General features: G+C 72.5%; 11 protein-coding genes. 4 read left to right on the top strand and 7 right to left on the bottom strand.

The features are described 5' to 3' along the window. Positions 1–49: 49 nt before the first annotated feature. Positions 50–1,864, bottom strand: a complete 1,815-nt coding sequence (locus OO63_RS28830; RefSeq protein WP_030359470.1) for an ABC-F family ATP-binding cassette domain-containing protein — start codon at positions 1,862–1,864, stop codon at positions 50–52. Between the two features lie 160 nt (positions 1,865–2,024). Between OO63_RS28830 and OO63_RS28825 the strand changes: the two genes are divergently transcribed. Continuing rightward, positions 2,025–2,648 carry a Uma2 family endonuclease gene (locus OO63_RS28825; RefSeq protein WP_051811293.1) on the top strand — a complete coding sequence of 208 codons (624 nt, stop codon included), beginning with the start codon at positions 2,025–2,027 and terminating at the stop codon, positions 2,646–2,648. A gap of 8 nt (positions 2,649–2,656) precedes the next feature. Here OO63_RS28825 and OO63_RS28820 read toward each other — a convergent pair whose 3' ends face one another. From OO63_RS28820 to rsmI, 6 genes are all read right to left on the bottom strand, one after another. After that, positions 2,657–3,568, bottom strand: coding sequence for a 4-(cytidine 5'-diphospho)-2-C-methyl-D-erythritol kinase (locus OO63_RS28820; protein ID WP_033264559.1), 912 nt, complete (start codon positions 3,566–3,568; stop codon positions 2,657–2,659). A gap of 133 nt (positions 3,569–3,701) precedes the next feature. Further along, the gene (gene rsmA / locus OO63_RS28815; protein ID WP_051811292.1) at positions 3,702–4,628 is read right to left on the bottom strand and encodes a 16S rRNA (adenine(1518)-N(6)/adenine(1519)-N(6))-dimethyltransferase RsmA; all 927 of its coding nucleotides are present in this window, start codon (positions 4,626–4,628) and stop codon (positions 3,702–3,704) included. 966 nt (positions 4,629–5,594) lie between these two features. Continuing rightward, the gene (locus OO63_RS41720; protein WP_037631346.1) at positions 5,595–7,343 is read right to left on the bottom strand and encodes a resuscitation-promoting factor; all 1,749 of its coding nucleotides are present in this window, start codon (positions 7,341–7,343) and stop codon (positions 5,595–5,597) included. A 168-nt stretch (positions 7,344–7,511) separates the two neighbouring features. Further along, on the bottom strand, positions 7,512–8,276 hold the full coding sequence (locus tag OO63_RS28805; protein ID WP_051811291.1) for a TatD family hydrolase: 765 nt from the start codon (positions 8,274–8,276) through the stop codon (positions 7,512–7,514). A gap of 139 nt (positions 8,277–8,415) precedes the next feature. Further along, a complete protein-coding gene (locus tag OO63_RS28800) occupies positions 8,416–8,853 on the bottom strand; it encodes a hypothetical protein (protein ID WP_030359464.1) in 438 nt (145 codons plus the stop codon). Between the two features lie 319 nt (positions 8,854–9,172). Continuing rightward, entirely contained in the window at positions 9,173–9,997 is an 825-nt protein-coding gene (rsmI, locus tag OO63_RS28795) for a 16S rRNA (cytidine(1402)-2'-O)-methyltransferase (RefSeq protein ID WP_030359463.1), read from the bottom strand. A gap of 152 nt (positions 9,998–10,149) precedes the next feature. Between rsmI and OO63_RS28790 the strand changes: the two genes are divergently transcribed. The 3 genes from OO63_RS28790 to OO63_RS28780 all read left to right on the top strand — a co-directional run bounded on the left by OO63_RS28790 (position 10,150) and on the right by OO63_RS28780 (position 15,723). Then, entirely contained in the window at positions 10,150–11,892 is a 1,743-nt protein-coding gene (locus tag OO63_RS28790) for a dolichyl-phosphate-mannose--protein mannosyltransferase (RefSeq protein WP_030359462.1), read from the top strand. 312 nt (positions 11,893–12,204) lie between these two features. Further along, on the top strand, positions 12,205–13,839 hold the full coding sequence (locus tag OO63_RS28785) for a penicillin-binding transpeptidase domain-containing protein (RefSeq protein WP_030359461.1): 1,635 nt from the start codon (positions 12,205–12,207) through the stop codon (positions 13,837–13,839). A gap of 159 nt (positions 13,840–13,998) precedes the next feature. Continuing rightward, positions 13,999–15,723, top strand: coding sequence for a penicillin-binding transpeptidase domain-containing protein (locus tag OO63_RS28780; protein ID WP_030359460.1), 1,725 nt, complete (start codon positions 13,999–14,001; stop codon positions 15,721–15,723). Positions 15,724–15,809: the final 86 nt, after the last annotated feature.

Raw genomic sequence — 15,809 nt, 5'->3', positions numbered from 1 at the left:
CCCTGTTCCCAAGGGAGGACCGGCCTGTAATGCGTCTGTTACGGGAAACTCACGCATCCTCCGCGAGTTCCAGCCAACGCATCTCCAACTCCTCGCGCTCGCCGACAAGTTCGCGTAGTTCGACGTCCCATTTCGCCACCTTTTCAAAGTCTGTGGCGTTATCGGCGATCTGCGCGTGCAGCTTGGTCTCCTTCTCGGAAATCTTGTCCAGCTGCCGTTCGATCTTCTGCAGTTCCTTCTTCGCGGCGCGCGCGTCGGCGGCCGACACGGGCTTCGCGCCGTCCGCGACGGCGGCGGGGGCCGGGGCGACCGTGGCCGCCGCCGTCTCCGCCATCCGGCTCCTGCGCTCCAGGTACTCGTCGATGCCGCGCGGCAGCATCCGCATCGTCGCGTCACCCATGAGAGCGAACACCCGGTCCGTGGTGCGCTCGACGAAGAAGCGGTCGTGGGAGATCACGACCATCGAGCCGGGCCACCCGTCGAGCACGTCCTCCAGCTGCGTCAGCGTCTCGATGTCGAGGTCGTTGGTGGGCTCGTCGAGGAAGAGGACGTTCGGCTCGTCCATCAGCAGACGCAGCAGTTGCAGCCGCCGCCGCTCACCGCCGGACAGATCGCCGACGGGCGTCCACTGCTTCTCCTTGCCGAACCCGAAGGTCTCGCACAACTGCCCCGCGGTCATCTCCCGGCCCTTGCCGAGGTCGACCCGCTCCCGCACCTGTTGCACGGCCTCAAGGACACGCAGGGTCGGCTTCAGCTCGGCGACCTCCTGCGACAGATAGGCCAGCTTGACCGTCTTGCCGACCACCACGCGGCCCGCGGCGGGCTGCGTCTCACCGGCCGACCGGGCCGCCTCCGCCATGGCACGGAGCAGCGAGGTCTTGCCCGCGCCGTTCACGCCCACCAGGCCGATGCGGTCGCCGGGGCCGAGCTGCCAGGTCAGATGCTTGAGCAGCAGCTTCGGCCCGGCCTGGACGCTCACGTCCTCCAGGTCGAAGACGGTCTTGCCGAGCCGGGTGGTGGCGAACTTCATCAGCTCGCTGGTGTCCCGGGGCGGCGGCACGTCCTTGATCAGCTCGTTGGCGGCCTCGACGCGGAAGCGCGGCTTGGACGTGCGGGCGGGGGCGCCGCGCCGCAGCCACGCCAGCTCCTTGCGGACCAGGTTCTGCCGCTTGGCCTCCTCGGTGGCGGCGATGCGCTCGCGCTCGGCGCGCGCGAACACGTAGTCGGAGTACCCGCCCTCGTACTCGTAGACCGTGCCCTTCTGCACGTCCCACATCCGCGTGCACACCTGGTCCAGGAACCACCGGTCGTGCGTGACGCACACCAGCGCCGAGCGGCGCTCGCGCAGGTGCCGGGCGAGCCAGGAGATGCCTTCCACGTCGAGGTGGTTGGTGGGCTCGTCGAGGACGATCAGGTCCTGCTCGGCGATCAGGAGCTGGGCGAGCGCGATGCGGCGGCGCTCGCCGCCGGAGAGCGGGCCGATGACCGTGTCGAGCCCCTGCGGGAACCCGGGCAGGTCGAGCCCGCCGAACAGGCCCGTGAGCACGTCCCTGATCTTCGCGTTGCCCGCCCACTCGTGGTCGGCGAGGTCGCCGATGACCTCGTGCCGCACGGTGGCCGCCGGGTCGAGCGAGTCGTGCTGCGTGAGCACCCCGATCCGCAGCCCGCCGCTGTGCGTGACGCGCCCCGTGTCGGCCTCCTCCAGCTTGGCGAGCATGCGGATGAGGGTCGTCTTGCCGTCGCCGTTGCGGCCCACGACGCCGATCCTGTCCCCCTCGGACACGCCGAGCGACACGCCGTCCAGCAGGGCACGGGTGCCGTACACCTTGCTGACGTTTTCGACATTGACCAGGTTGACGGCCATTTCACTCCTGACGAGGGGGTGGATCAGCCTTCAAGGGTAGGCCGTGGGGCGGCGAAGCCGAGCCGGGGTCGAACGGTCACTCGATGTGATGACGTGATCGAGAGCGGGTCGCTACGGTGGAGGGGCAGGCCGAAGAATCCCGCGCATGGGAGGAACAACCATGACCGCCGAGCCGATCTCCGAGGCCGCCGCCGAGCCCGTGTCCGAGCCGACGCCCCGGTGGTGGCCAAGGCCGCCGGTGGACGGCTGGACCGTGGATGACCTGCACACCTTGCCTGGCCTCCCGCCTCACACCGAGATGATCGACGGGAGCTTGGTCTTCGTGACTCCGCAGCGCGCCTTCCACAACCTCATGATTCGCCTGCTGACGAACGGCCTGCTCGCCGGCGTGCCCCCCGAGCTCGCGGTTTTCAACGAGATGACCGTCGTCATCGACCGCAAGAACGGTCCCGAACCGGACGTACTCGTCGTCCGCGAGGAAGCCTTCGAGGGTCTGAGGCAGACCTCGTTCGACGTCGCCGACGTCCTTCTCGCCGTCGAAGTCGTCTCGCCGGAGTCCGAAGCGCGGGACCGCAACACCAAGCCCCGTAAGTACGCGGCGGCCGGGATCAAGCACTTCTGGCTCGTCGAGATGGAGGGCAAGGACGACCACCCGATTGTCCGCGTCTACGAACTCGACCCGGTCACCCATGAGTACACATGGAGCGGCACCCACCGTGACCGGCTCAAGGTTCGCGCACCGTATGACATCGACATTGACCTGACCGCCCTCCACAAGCGGTAAAGCGCCGCTCACACAACCGTCGCCCCCGGGGCGGGCGCGACCGCCACCCGCGCCGTCCGGCACGTGCCGGACGCGCGCAGCGCCGCCGCGACCCGCTCCGCGGACTCCGCGTCCTTGGCCAGGAACGCCGTCGTCGGCCCGGACCCGGAGACCAGGCCCGCGAGGGCGCCCGCCTCCGTGCCCGCCTTCAGGGTGTCGGTGAGGGCGGGGAAGAGGGAGAGAGCGGCGGGCTGGAGGTCGTTGGTCAGGGCCCCGGCGAGGGCGGTCGGATCGCCGGTGCGCAGGGCGTCAAGCAGCGCGGGGGACGCGACCGGCTCGGGGGCGTCGGGGGTGAGGCGGTCGAACTCGCGGTACACGGCGGGCGTGGACAGGCCGCCGTCGGCGACCGCGAACACCCAGTGGAAGGTGCCGCCGACCGCCAGCTCGGCCAGCTTCTCACCGCGCCCGGTGCCGAGGGCCGCGCCGCCGACCAGGCTGAACGGCACGTCGCTGCCCAACTCGGCGCAGATGTCGAGCAGTTCGTCCCGGGACGCCCCGGTCCCCCACAGCGCGTCGCACGCCACCAGGGCGCCCGCGCCGTCCGCGCTGCCGCCCGCCATGCCGCCCGCGACGGGGATGTCCTTGGCGATGTGGAGGTGTACGTCGGCCCGGCGCCCGTACCGCGCGGCCAGCGCCTCGGCCGCGCGCGCCGCCAGGTTCGTCCGATCCAGGGGCACCTGGTCGGCACCCGGGCCCGCGCAGGTCACCCGCAGCTCGTCCGCCGGGGTCGCCGTGACCTCGTCGTACAGGCCGACGGCCAGGAAGACGTTCGCGAGGTCGTGGAACCCGTCGGGGCGCGCGGCACCGACAGCGAGCTGGACGTTGACCTTGGCGGGGACGCGGACGGTGATGCTGCCGGGGGCGGCGCTGCGGGGGGTCACTTACCGGGATCCTCGGTTTCGGCTTCGGTTTCGGCTTCGGTGGCGGGGCGGGGGCGGTGGTGGCGGATCCGGCGGTGCCGGTGCCGGTTCCGGGCTGGGGAGCTTGCGCTCGGCGGTGGTGCGGCCCCGGGGGCTAGTCCCCGGAGGTGGTGTCGGACGCGGCGGTGGCGTCGGACGCAGCGGTGCCGGTGTCGGGCTGCGGCAGCTTGTTCTCTGCGATCCGCGCGAACTCCTCCACCGTCAGGGACTCGCCGCGCGCCTGCGGCGAGACGCCCGCCGCCACCAGCGCCGCCTCCGCCGCGGCTGCGGAGCCCGCCCAGCCCGCGAGGGCCGCGCGCAGCGTCTTCCTGCGCTGGGCGAAGGCCGCGTCGACGACGGCGAACACCTCCCGCTTGGACGCGGTGGTCTTCAGGGGCTCGGCGCGGCGCACCAGCGACACCAGGCCCGAGTCGACGTTCGGGGCGGGCCAGAAGACGTTGCGGCCGATGGCGCCCGCGCGCTTGACCTCGGCGTACCAGTTGGCCTTCACCGACGGGACGCCGTAGACCTTCGAGCCGGGGTCGGCGGCGAGGCGGTCGGCGACCTCCGCCTGCACCATCACCAGCGTGCGCTCGATGCTGGGGAAGGTGTCGAGCATGTGCAGCAGGACCGGTACGGCGACGTTGTACGGGAGGTTCGCGACCAGGGCCGTCGGGGCGGGGCCCGGGAGTTCGCGCACCAGCATGGCGTCGCTGTGGACCAGGTCGAAGGCGGCCGCCTTCCGCGGGATGCGGGCCTCGACCGTCGCCGGGAGTGCCGCGGCGAGCACGTCGTCGATCTCCACGGCGGTCACGTGGGACGCGGTCTCCAGGAGGGCCAGGGTCAGCGAGCCGAGGCCCGGGCCGACCTCGACGACGACGTCGTCCGGGCCGACGTCCGCGGTGCGGACGATGCGGCGGACCGTGTTCGCGTCGATGACGAAGTTCTGGCCGCGCTGCTTGGTCGGGCGTACGCCGAGGGTCGCGGCGAGGTCGCGGATGTCTGCGGGGCCGAGGAGGGGGCCTTGCTCGGTGGTGCTCACCGCCCCAGGGTAGCCCTGGGTCCGCCGCTCACCTGCTCGTGCGGTTGCCCCGGGGGCACGCTGCCCCCGCCCCCGCCGGCCGGCCGGCCCGCACCCGCCCTGCCACCTCGGCCTGCGCCCGCCCCACGCCCGCCCTGCCACCTCGGCCTGCGCCCGCCCCACGCCCGTCCTGCCGCCTTGGCCTGCGGCCGCCCTGCCGCCTCGGCCTGCGCCCGCCCGCGACTATGGGGCTTCGCCCCTTTCCCCCTGTCGGCGCTCCGCGCCTCGTCCTCAAGCGCCGGACGGGCTGGGATGGCCACCGTCAGCCGTAGCCTGACCGTTCCCGCCGTGGCCTGACCGTCCCCGCTGTGGCCGCCCGTGTCCGCTGTGGCCCACCCGTGTCCGCCGTAGCCTGACCGTCCGCGCCATGGCCTGACCGTCGCCGCCGTGGCCCGCCCGTCCCCGCCGTGGTCTGACCGTGGCCGCCATGGCCTGACCATTTCCGCCGTGGCCCACCCGCGTCCGCCGTAGCCTGACCATCCCCGCCATGGCCCACCCGCGCCCGCCATAGCCTGACCATCCCCGCCATGGCCCACCCGCGCCCGCCATAGCCTGACCATCCCCGCCATGGCCTGACCATGGCCAAGTGCCGGACAGGTCGAATCCCGGCCGCCAGCCGCGGCCTCCCCTCCTCCTCCTGCTCCTCAGGTCCCGGAACCCCGCCCGCCGACCACAGCCTCCCCCTCCCTGAGCGCTGGACGGGCCGGAACCCCCACCGTCACCTACAGCCTCCGCCTCCGCCTCCTCCCCTCAAGCACCGGACGGGCCGGAATCCTGCCCGTCGGGCTGTCTGGAGCCCCCTCCTCCCCCACCCACCCCAGCGACGCCGAGCAGCAGGACGTGGCACCGGGAGCACGGGGTGGCTGCGGGGGCGGGGGATATCCGCCGCGGAGCGGCGGGGGAGGGGCTGGTTGCGCCAGTCGTACGTCAGAGGCGGCGGCCGCAGTGCGGCCAGGGACTGGCGCCGCGTTGGACGTAGAGCTTCTTCGCGCGGTGGGTCTGTTCGGCGGCGGGGGCGTCCTGGGGGCGGCCCGCGCCGCCGAGGGACTGCCAGGTCTGGGTGTCGAACTGGTAGAGGCCGCCGTACGTGCCGGAGGGGTCGACGGCGCTGGCCCGGCCGCCGGACTCGCACGCCGCGAGGGCGCCCCAGTTGAGGCCCTCGGCCCCGGCGACGGCGGTCGGCACGGTCTTCGTGCCGACCTTCACGATCCGCGTCTGCGGCTCCCGCACCACCTCGCTGCGCAACCGCTTCGGCTTCTGCTTCACGCCGTTGACGGTGCGTACCGAGTACGTGATCCGCCGCGCACCCGCACGCCCCGCCTGCTCCACGACCTCCGTGCCGCGCGGCAGCGACGCGTCCTCGGTCTTCTGGACGTCGAAGGGGATCGGCTCCTCGCGGACCTCCTTGCGGCCGGAGATCCGCATGACGGTGACGGTCTGGCCGTCGCGCGGGAAGCTGCCGGGCGGCACGGACGTGGTGTCGGAGCCGCGCAGGGTCACCCCGGACTCCTCGACGGCCTCGCCGACGGTCGCGGCGTTCGTACGGATGGTCCGGGACCGCCCGTCGGCCATGATCGTCACGGTGCGTTCGGTGCGGACGTCCAGGTCGAGCCCTTCGCGGTCGATGCGCTTGCTGCGCGAGGTCGACAGGTACGCCCCCTCGGCGCGCACGCCGAGCTGCTTGAGCGCCCCGTCGACGGTGCGGGCGGTCGTCCAGACCTCGCGGCGGTGGCCGTCGAGGGTGAGCTGGACGGGCCGGCCGTAGCGGACGGCGATCTCGTCGCCGCTGGCGAGCGCGGTGGCCGTGGTGGGGGCGACGATGTCGTGCGCGCCGACGTCCACGCCCTCGTCGGCGAGGAGTTCGCCCACGTCGTCGGCGAAGGTGTGCAGGGTGCGCGCCTTGCCGTCGACGGTGAGCTGGACGGCCTTGTCGTTGGCGACGAAGGCGGAGGTGCCGCCCGCGAGGAACGCGACGACGAGCGCCTGCGGCACCAGCCTGCGCAGGCCGTCGGGCCGCTCGGCGGTCCGCCTGCGCCGCGCCCCCCGCCGTCCCCCGGCCCGCCCGTCACCGGCGGCCTCACCGTCGACCGCCTCACCGTCGACCGCGCCGTCGACGACCTCGCCGTCGGCCTCCTCGCCCCCCTCGTACCCGCGCATCCCGGCCGTCCCGCCCCCGGCCGCCCCGTCGGCAAGCCCCTCGTCGTCGAACGCCACGTCCCCGGCCACCCCTTCGCCGGCCCCCCGGCTCTCCCGCCCGTCCGCCACCCCCGCGTACCCCCGTACACCGGCGTGCGGATACCCGTACGCGCCCCCGTCCGGCCCCGCCGCCAGATCCACCGCCGGATCCACCGCGAAGCCGTCCCCGGCGAACGCGTCCGGGGTGAACGTCCGCGTCGGCAGCTCGTCCACGACGGCGCCGCCCGCCCCGAAGACCTGCGTGGGCACCCCGTTCCCGGCGAACCCCTCGGCCCGGTCGAACGCGTCCGCCGCGCTGAACTCCGCAGCGGTGAACACCTGCGTCGCGGGCCCGTCCCCCGCGCCCCCGCCGACGCCCGCGCCCTCGTATCCGTACGCGGGCCCGTAGGGGTCGTACGGGTCGTAGGCGTCATAGGGACCCTGCGGCCCGTGCGGCGCGTACTGCGGCTGCTCGTACGTCTCGTACTGCGGTTTGCTCACGACGACGCTCCAGCTGACAAGTGACCACTGACAAGCACTGACAAGCCAAGTGCAGATCGGCTTGCAGAACCTAGCGGAGGCGCCGTCACTCTCCAAAGCAGGGTGACTACTCTGTGTCGCTGTGTTGACCCAAGCTGTCAGGCCGAAGAAAGCTTCGGTCGTTATCGATCAGTAATCAAAGGCGCGAGCCGTGTTCGAGGAGATCGCCGCGGCCATGGCGTCCTCGTCGATGCCCCGGACCTCGGCCATGGCGCGCAGCGTGACCGGAATGAGATAGGGGGCGTTGGGCCGTCCGCGGTACGGGGCGGGGGTCAGGAAGGGCGCGTCGGTCTCGACGAGGACGAGTTCCAGCGGGGCGACGGCGAGCGCGTCGCGCAGCGGCTTGGCGTTCTTGAACGTGACGTTGCCCGCGAAGGACATGAAGTAGCCGTGCTCCGCGCACACGCGGGCCATGGCGGCGTCGCCGGAGTAGCAGTGGAAGACGGTGCGCTCCGGGGCGCCCTCCTCCTTCAGGACCCGCAACACGTCCTCGTGGGCCTCCCGGTCGTGGATGACCAGGGCCTTGCCGTGCCGCTTGGCGATCTCTATGTGCGCGCGGAAGGAGCGCTCCTGGGCGGCCTTGCCCTCCGGGCCCGTGCGGAAGTAGTCGAGGCCGGTCTCGCCGACGCCCTTCACGTGCGGGAGGGCCGCGAGGCGGTCGATCTCGGCGAGCGCCTCGTCGAGGGCGCCCTCGCCCCCGGCGGGGCGGGCGCCCTGGCGCGACCAGCCGTCGGGGTCGCCGTGCACGATGCGGGGGGCCTCGTTCGGGTGCAGGGCCACGGCCGCGTGCACCGGCGTGTGGGCGGCGGCGGTGTCGGCGGCCCAGCGTGAGCCCGCCACGTCGCAGCCGACCTGCACGACCGTCGTCACGCCCACCTCGGCCGCCTTCGCCAGGGCCGCCTCTAGGCGGGCTGGAACCTTGCCGCACCGGCGTGATTATTCAGCCCCTCCGGCGTTTGAGGAGCGGGGTCTGGGGCGGAGCCCCAGTTTCGGGAAGGGGCGGGATTGGGGAGCCCCCGGCAGGGCCCCGGCCTCAGCCCGCCTTGCGGTGCTGGAACGGGTGCAGCAAGTCCGACAGGTGCCAGTGGTGGTGCTTGGGCTCGGCCGACGGCTCGGCGTCGTCGGCGGCGGAGGAGGCGGCCGCCGCCGTCCCGGCCCGGGACACAGGCCGGGCCGCCTGCCGGTGATGCAGGGACTCGAGCGCCGACCGCACCGAGGACACCTGACCCGCCCGCATGATGCGCACCACGTGCCCGCCGCAGTTCAGGCAGGTGGGCCGGGTCAGCGGCGACGGCACCCGCTGGCCGTTCGCCACGTACATCACGAATTCCTGGCCCTTGCCGTCGACGTGGTGCTCGATCTCGTACGACTGCTCCCAGCCGTGCCCGCAGCGCATGCAGGCGAAGGCGTAGGACTCATGGACGACATTGACAGCCGCGGTGCGGTGACCGGTGTCTGCGATCTCACTCATGCCAGCTCCTCTTGTCCGCTGGACAAGCACCGTCGACCGGGGTCTTTCCTGACCCGGTCCGGCGGTGTGGGACGGGTGCGTCCCTGGAACCAGTGGACGCCTTTCCCGAAGCGAGCGCATCAGACCTGTCGACTGTTGGGCGCGATTTGGGCATTCCATAGAGAACAGGCCTGGTGCGCGGGCCCGCGCTTTAACCTTCACGATAGTCCTTTGCCCGCAGATGGGCTCTTCCGCGCGCCCCCTGCGCCGTAACCGTGACCTGTGCGCGGGGCATGTGCGCCGGGTCACCCGCCCCGCGCCGGGCACCGCCCCCGCGGCGTCAGCCCCCGAGCCCCGCGTTCTTCGCCGCGACCACCGCGTCGAACACCTCCCGCTTGGGCAGCCCCGCGTCGGCCGCGACCGCCGCGATGGCCTCCTTGCGCCGCTCCCCCGCCTCCTCGCGCACCCGGACCCTGCGCACCAGCTCGTCCGGACCAAGAGCGGCGGGACCCTTCTCGGGGGCGCCCTCGACCACCACGGTGATCTCGCCGCGCACGTCGCCGGGGGCCGCCCACTCGGCCAGCTCCTTCAGCGAACCGCGGCGGACCTCCTCGTACGTCTTGGTCAGCTCCCGGCACACCGCGGCACGCCGCTCGTCGCCGAAGGCCTCCGCCATCGCGGCGAGGGTGTCGTCGAGGCGGCGCGGCGACTCGAAGTACACCAGCGTGCGCCGCTCCTCAGCCGACTCGCGCAGGCGCGACAGCCGCTCGCCCGCCTTGCGCGGCAGGAAGCCCTCGAAGCAGAAGCGGTCGACGGGAAGCCCGGACAGGGCGAGGGCGGTGAGGACGGCGGAGGGGCCCGGCACGGCCGTGACCCGGATGCCGCGCTCGACGGCGGCGGCCACAAGCCGGTACCCGGGGTCGGACACCGACGGCATGCCCGCGTCCGTCACCAGGAGCACCCGCGACCCGTCGGCCAGGGCCTCGACCAGCTCGGGCGTGCGCGCCGCCTCATTGCCCTCGAAGTACGACACGACCCGGCCGCCCACCTGCACGCCGAGCGCCTGCGTGAGCCGGCGCAGCCTGCGGGTGTCCTCGGCGGCCACGACGTCGGCCCCGGCCAGCTCGGCGGCGAGCCGCGGCGGCGCGTCCGCGACATCGCCGATGGGGGTGCCCGCGAGGACGAGGGTGCCGACGGAAGCCGGGGTCTCGGCGCTTCCGGACGGACGGACGACTGAATCTGCGCTTCCTGTCACGGATCCATCCTCGCAGGGGCCGGGCGCGGGACTGTCACAGTCGGGTTCCCTACGATGGCGCGGTGACCAGTACCGCGTCTTCCCCGGACACCCGCCAGGGCCAGGCAGCCGAGGAGCGGCAGCCGTCGTCGTGGCAGCACCGGCTGCGCCGCTTCGGCTACACGGCCAGGACCAGAGGAGACGTGCGGGAGCGGCTCGTCCCGCCGTACGCCCGGCCCGGTGACCGGCTCTGGGTGGCGCTCGGCGTGCCCCCGCAGCTGTCGCGGCGGCTGGTGCGCTGGTCGGGCTGGCTGGGTCCGCTGGCGGTCGCGCTGGTGGCGGGGGTGCTGCGGTTCTGGAACCTCGGCAGCCCCAAGGACGTGATATTCGACGAGACGTACTACGCGAAGGACGCCTGGGCCCTCATCCACAAGGGCTACGAGCTGAGCTGGCCGGACAAGATCAACGAGTCGGTCATCAAGCAGGGCAGCGACATCGCGCTGCCCACGGACCCGGCGTACGTGGTGCATCCGCCGGTCGGCAAGTACGTGATCGGTGTCGGGGAGTGGCTGTTCGGCTTCGACCCGTTCGGCTGGCGGTTCATGACGGCGGTCCTCGGCACGCTGTCGGTCCTGATGCTGTGCCGGATCGGGCGGCGCCTGTTCCGCTCGACGTTCCTCGGCTGCCTCGCGGGCGCGCTGCTCGCCGTGGACGGCCTGCACTTCGTGATGAGCCGCACGGCGCTGCTCGACCAGGTCCTGATGTTCTTCGTGCTGGCGGCGTTCGGCTGTCTCCTGATCGACCGGGACAAGGCGCGGGCGAGACTCGCGGCGGCGCTGCCGGTGGACGCCGACGGGATCGCGCGCCCCGACGCGTACGTGGCGCACACGCTGCGCCTGGGGTGGCGGCCGTGGCGCTGGGCGGCCGGGCTCTGCCTGGGCCTGGCCTTCGCCACGAAGTGGAACGGCCTCTACATCATGGTCTTCTTCTGCCTGATGACCGTGTTGTGGGACGCGGGCGCGCGGCGGGTGGCCGGAGCGGACCGGCCCTACCTCGCGGCGATGCGGCGGGACGTGCTGCCCGCGTTCGTGGCCACGGTGCCGGTCGCGATGTTCACCTATCTGGTGTCCTGGCTCGGCTGGATCCTCTCGCCGAGCGACGGCAGCGGCGGCTACTACCGCAACTGGGCGGCCACCGACGGCAAGAACAGCGACTGGTCCTGGCTCCCGGACTGGCTGCGCAGCCTGTGGCACTACGAGAACAAGGTCTACGACTTCCACGTCGGCCTGTCCTCGCCGCACACCTACCAGTCCAACCCCTGGAGCTGGATCGTCGACGGCCGCCCGGTCTCGTACTTCTACGAGTCACCCGCGCCCGGCGTCGACGGCTGCCCCGCCGACACCAAGGAGAAGTGCGCCCGCGAGGTCCTCGCCCTCGGCACGCCGCTGCTCTGGTGGGCGGCCGCCATCGCGCTCCTCTACGTCCTGTGGCGCTGGTTCTTCCGCAGGGACTGGCGCGCGGGCGCGATCGTGTGCGGCGTCGCGGCGGGATATCTGCCCTGGTTCATGTACCAGGAACGGACCATCTTCTACTTCTACGCCGTGGTCTTCGTGCCGTTCCTGTGCCTGGCCGTCGCCATGATGATCGGCGCGATCCTGGGCCCACCGGGTTCCTCGGAACGCCGCCGGGTGGTGGGCGCCGTGGCGTCCGGCGTCCTGGTCCTGCTGATCTTCTGGAATTTCATCTACTTCTGGCCGATCTATACGGGGCAGGCGATCCCGATCGACTCGTGGCGGTCCCGGATGTGGCTGGACACCTGGGTCTAGGAGAAATGTCCGTTTCCCTGAAAGTGAGTAGAACTCGAAGCCCGCTCGACTAACGTGCCTGGTCAGCTCCTGTGGTCCCCGCGCGTGCGGGGGTGGTCCCCCGAAGACGACGGGGTTGCCCGTGGTGATCTCGTGGTCCCCGCGCATGCGGGGGTGGTCCCAGCGCGTGCCGATCCTGGCGGTTCAGAATGTGGCTCGATATCTGGGTCTGGCAGCGATAAACGGACACCTTCGGATAACACCCGGTGCTTCGCGCGGCCCCTGTCCCAGGGCCCTCTTAGGCTGACGGTATTCCTGGGGAGGGAGCGCTTGATGCGCAAGGGAGCGAAAGCTGCTCTGGTCGGTGGGGTGTTCGCCGTCCTGGTGGGGGGTTCCGGGTATGGCGCGTACAACGTGGTGACCGCGGTGAACGCCGACGGCGGTTCGTCGGCGGCGAAGGACTCCGCGCGCCGGAGCGGGCCGCCGTCGCACGCGGAGGTCAAGGAGACGGCCGCCGCGTTCCTCGCCGCGTGGGCGAAGGGCGACGCGGACGAAGCGGCGGGGTACACCGACAACGCGGCGGTGGCCGCCGAGGTCCTGACGGGGTATCGGGAGGACGCGCACATCCGGAAGGTGCGGCTCACGGCGGGGCGGATCAGTGGGACGCGGGTGCCGTTCACGGTGCGGGCGACGGTGGCGTACGACGGGAAGAGCAAGGCGCTGCGGTACTCCTCCGCCTTCAAGGTCGTCCGGGGTGTGCACAGCGGGCGGGCCCTCGTGGACTGGCGGGCCGACGTCGTGCACCCGGACCTGCGCGCGGGCGACACGCTGGAGACCGGTGAGGCCGAGACGCCGCCCATCAGGGCCGTCGACCGCGACGGCCGGACGCTGACCGCGACGGCGTACCCGTCGCTCGCGCCCGTCCTCGACCAGCTCCGGTCGAGGTACGGCGACCGGGCGGGCGGCAGGCCCGGCGTCGAGCTGTACATCGAGCGTGAGGGCGCGGACGCCGGTACGAAGACGCTGGTCACGCTCGCCGAGGGGCGGGCCGGGACGCTGCGGACGACGCTGAGCGCCTCGGCGCAGCGGGCCGCGGAGAGGGCGGTGGGCCGGTACGCCGAGTCGTCGGTGGTCGCCGTGAAGCCGAGCACCGGCGAAGTGCTCGCCGTCGCCAACCACCGTAAGGACGAGTTCAACGCGGCCTTCGAGGGCAAGCTGGCGCCCGGCTCCACCATGAAGATCGTGACGGCGGCCATGCTCATCGACCGGGGCGTCACGAAGGCGTCCGGGCCCGCGCCCTGCACCCCCGAGGCGACCTGGCAGAGCCAGACCTTCCACAACCTCAAGGGCATGGCGCCGGACGGGAACGCGACCCTCGCGGACAGCTTCGCGCGGTCCTGCAACACCGCGTTCGTGAAGCTGGTCGACGAGAAGCCGCTCACGGACGCCTCGCTGACCGAGGAGGCGCGGGACAACTTCGGCCTGGGCCGGGACGACTGGCGCACCGGCATCACGTCGTCGGACGGCGCCGTGCCCGCGTCCGCCGGCCCCGACCGCGCCGCCAACGCCATCGGCCAGGGCCAGGTGCAGCTGAACCCGCTGAACCTGGCGTCGGTGACGGCGACGGCCATGACGGGCTCGTTCCGCCAGCCCGTCCTCGTACCGAAGTCTCTGATCGGCGAGGAACTGGCCACCGCGCGCGGCCTGTCCGCGGGCACGGTCGCCCAACTGCGGCAGATGATGCGGCGGACGGCGGTCTCGGGCACGGGTGCGCGGGCCATGGCGGGGCTCGGCGGTGACGTCGGCGCGAAGACGGGGTCGGCGGAGGTCGACGGTCAGCGGCGGCCCAACAGCTGGTTCGCGGGCTACCGCGGGGACCTGGCGGTGGCCGCGATGGCGCAGGAGGGCGGGCACGGCGGGGACACCGCCGGGCCGATCGTGGCGGCGGTGCTGCGCGCGGGCGCGTGAGGGCGCGGCCGGGTGCGAGTGGGTGACGACGGACGGGCGGCACGGAGCCCGGTCGCCCGGGTGGGCGATGCCGTGGTCGAAGGGGTGCGCGGGTGCCGCTAGGTTGGGCAGCCGGTGAGTTGGGTGCGGCGGGGGCCGAAGGGGATTGGCGGAGGGTCTGTGGGCAAGAGAAGACGTGCGACCGAGGGCAGGAAGATGCACCCGGGCGTGCTCGGCGGCGCGGCGGTGGCGATCGTGTGCGGCGTGGGGGTCGCCGCGTACGCGCTGTCCGGCGGGGACGGCGGGAAGTCCGACGGGAAGACGGTGGCGACGGGGCCGCCCACGGCCGCCGAAGTGCGCACCACCACGCGGGCGTTCCTGACCGCCTGGGAGAAGGGTGACGTGGCCGCGGCGGCGGCGCTGACGGACGACCGGAAGGCGGCCCGCGCGGCGCTCACCGCCTACCGCGAGGAGGCCAAGGTCTCCGCGGTGCGCCTGAAGCCCGGCAAGCCCGCCACCCGCAAGAGCCCGAAGGTGCCGTTCAAGGCGGCGGCCACGATCTCGTACGGGGGAAAGGACAAGCGGTACGCGTACGACTCCACGCTGAGCGTCGCGCGCCGCGCGGCCGACGGCAAGGTGCTCGTCTCCTGGCAGCCGTCGGTCGTGCACCCCGAACTGCGGGACGGGGACCGGCTGGTCACGGGCGCGGCGGGCGTACCGCCGATCAAGGCCGTGGACCGGGACGGCGGTCCGCTGACGGCCGCCAAGTACCCCTCCCTCGGCACGGTCCTGGACGGGCTGCGGGAGAAGTTCGGCAAGGAGGCGGGCGGCAAGGCGGGCGTGGAGCTGCGGGTGGTGCGCGCCGATGCGAAGGCGGCCGCCGACGGCAAGGGCGCCAAGGGCGGCAAGGGCAGCAAGGACGCTGCTGCCAAGAAGGGTGACGCGAAGGACACCCCCGACAAGACGCTCCTCGCCCTCTCCCCCGGCACCCCGGGCACGCTGAAGACGACGATCAGCGCGCGCACGCAGGCCGCGGCGGAGAAGCAGACGGCGAAGCGCAAGCAGGCCTCGGTGGTCGTGGTCAAGCCGTCCACCGGCGAGATCCTGGCCGTCGCCAACTCCAACCCGGGCGGCTTCAACACGGCCTTCCAGGGCTCCCTCGCGCCCGGCTCCACGATGAAGGTCATCACCTCGTCGATGCTCCTGGAGAAGGGGCTCGCGGGCGTCGACAAGAAGCATCCGTGCCCGAAGTACAAGGCGTACGGCGGCTGGAAGTTCCAGAACGACAACAAGTTCCAGATCAAGGGCGGTACGTTCCGGGCCAGCTTCGCGCGGTCCTGCAACACGGCCTTCATCACGCAGGCCGAGAAGCTGTCGAACGACGACCTGACGAAGCAGGCCCAGGACGTGTTCGGCCTCGGCCGTGACAACTGGTCCATCGGCGTCTCCTCGTTCGACGGCGCCGTGCCGGTGCAGTCGCACGCGCAGATGGCGGCCTCGCTCATCGGCCAGGGCGGTGTCCGGATGAACCCGCTGAACATGGCGTCGGTCGCCGCGACCGTGAAGTCCGGCACGTTCCGCCAGCCCTACCTGGTCTCGCCCGAGGTCGACGACCGCCAACTCGCCACGGCGCCGCGCAAGATGTCCGGGAAGACGGCGTCCGCGCTGCGCGACCTCATGCACTACACCGGCGTCTCCGGCACCGCCGCCAAGCCCATGGCGGGCCTCGGCTCCGACTCCGGCGCGAAGACCGGCTCCGCGGAGGTCGACGGCCAGAAGAAGCCCAACGGCTGGTTCACCGCGTACCGCGGGGACGTGGCCGCGGCAGCGGTCGTGCAGGCCGCCGGGCACGGCGGGGAGACGGCGGGGCCGGTGGTGCGGGAGATGTTGTTGGTGGGGAAGTAGGAAGAAGTAGAGGGAGCAGGGACCGGGCAGGGTCCCGTGTGCGGGGCCGGGTGTCCGGTATCCGGGACGCCGCGGTACGTGGTCGC

It is taken from the genome of Streptomyces alboflavus, from assembly GCF_000716675.1.
GTDB lineage: Bacteria > Actinomycetota > Actinomycetes > Streptomycetales > Streptomycetaceae > Streptomyces > Streptomyces alboflavus.
This window is presented reverse-complemented; position numbering and strand designations above follow the sequence as displayed.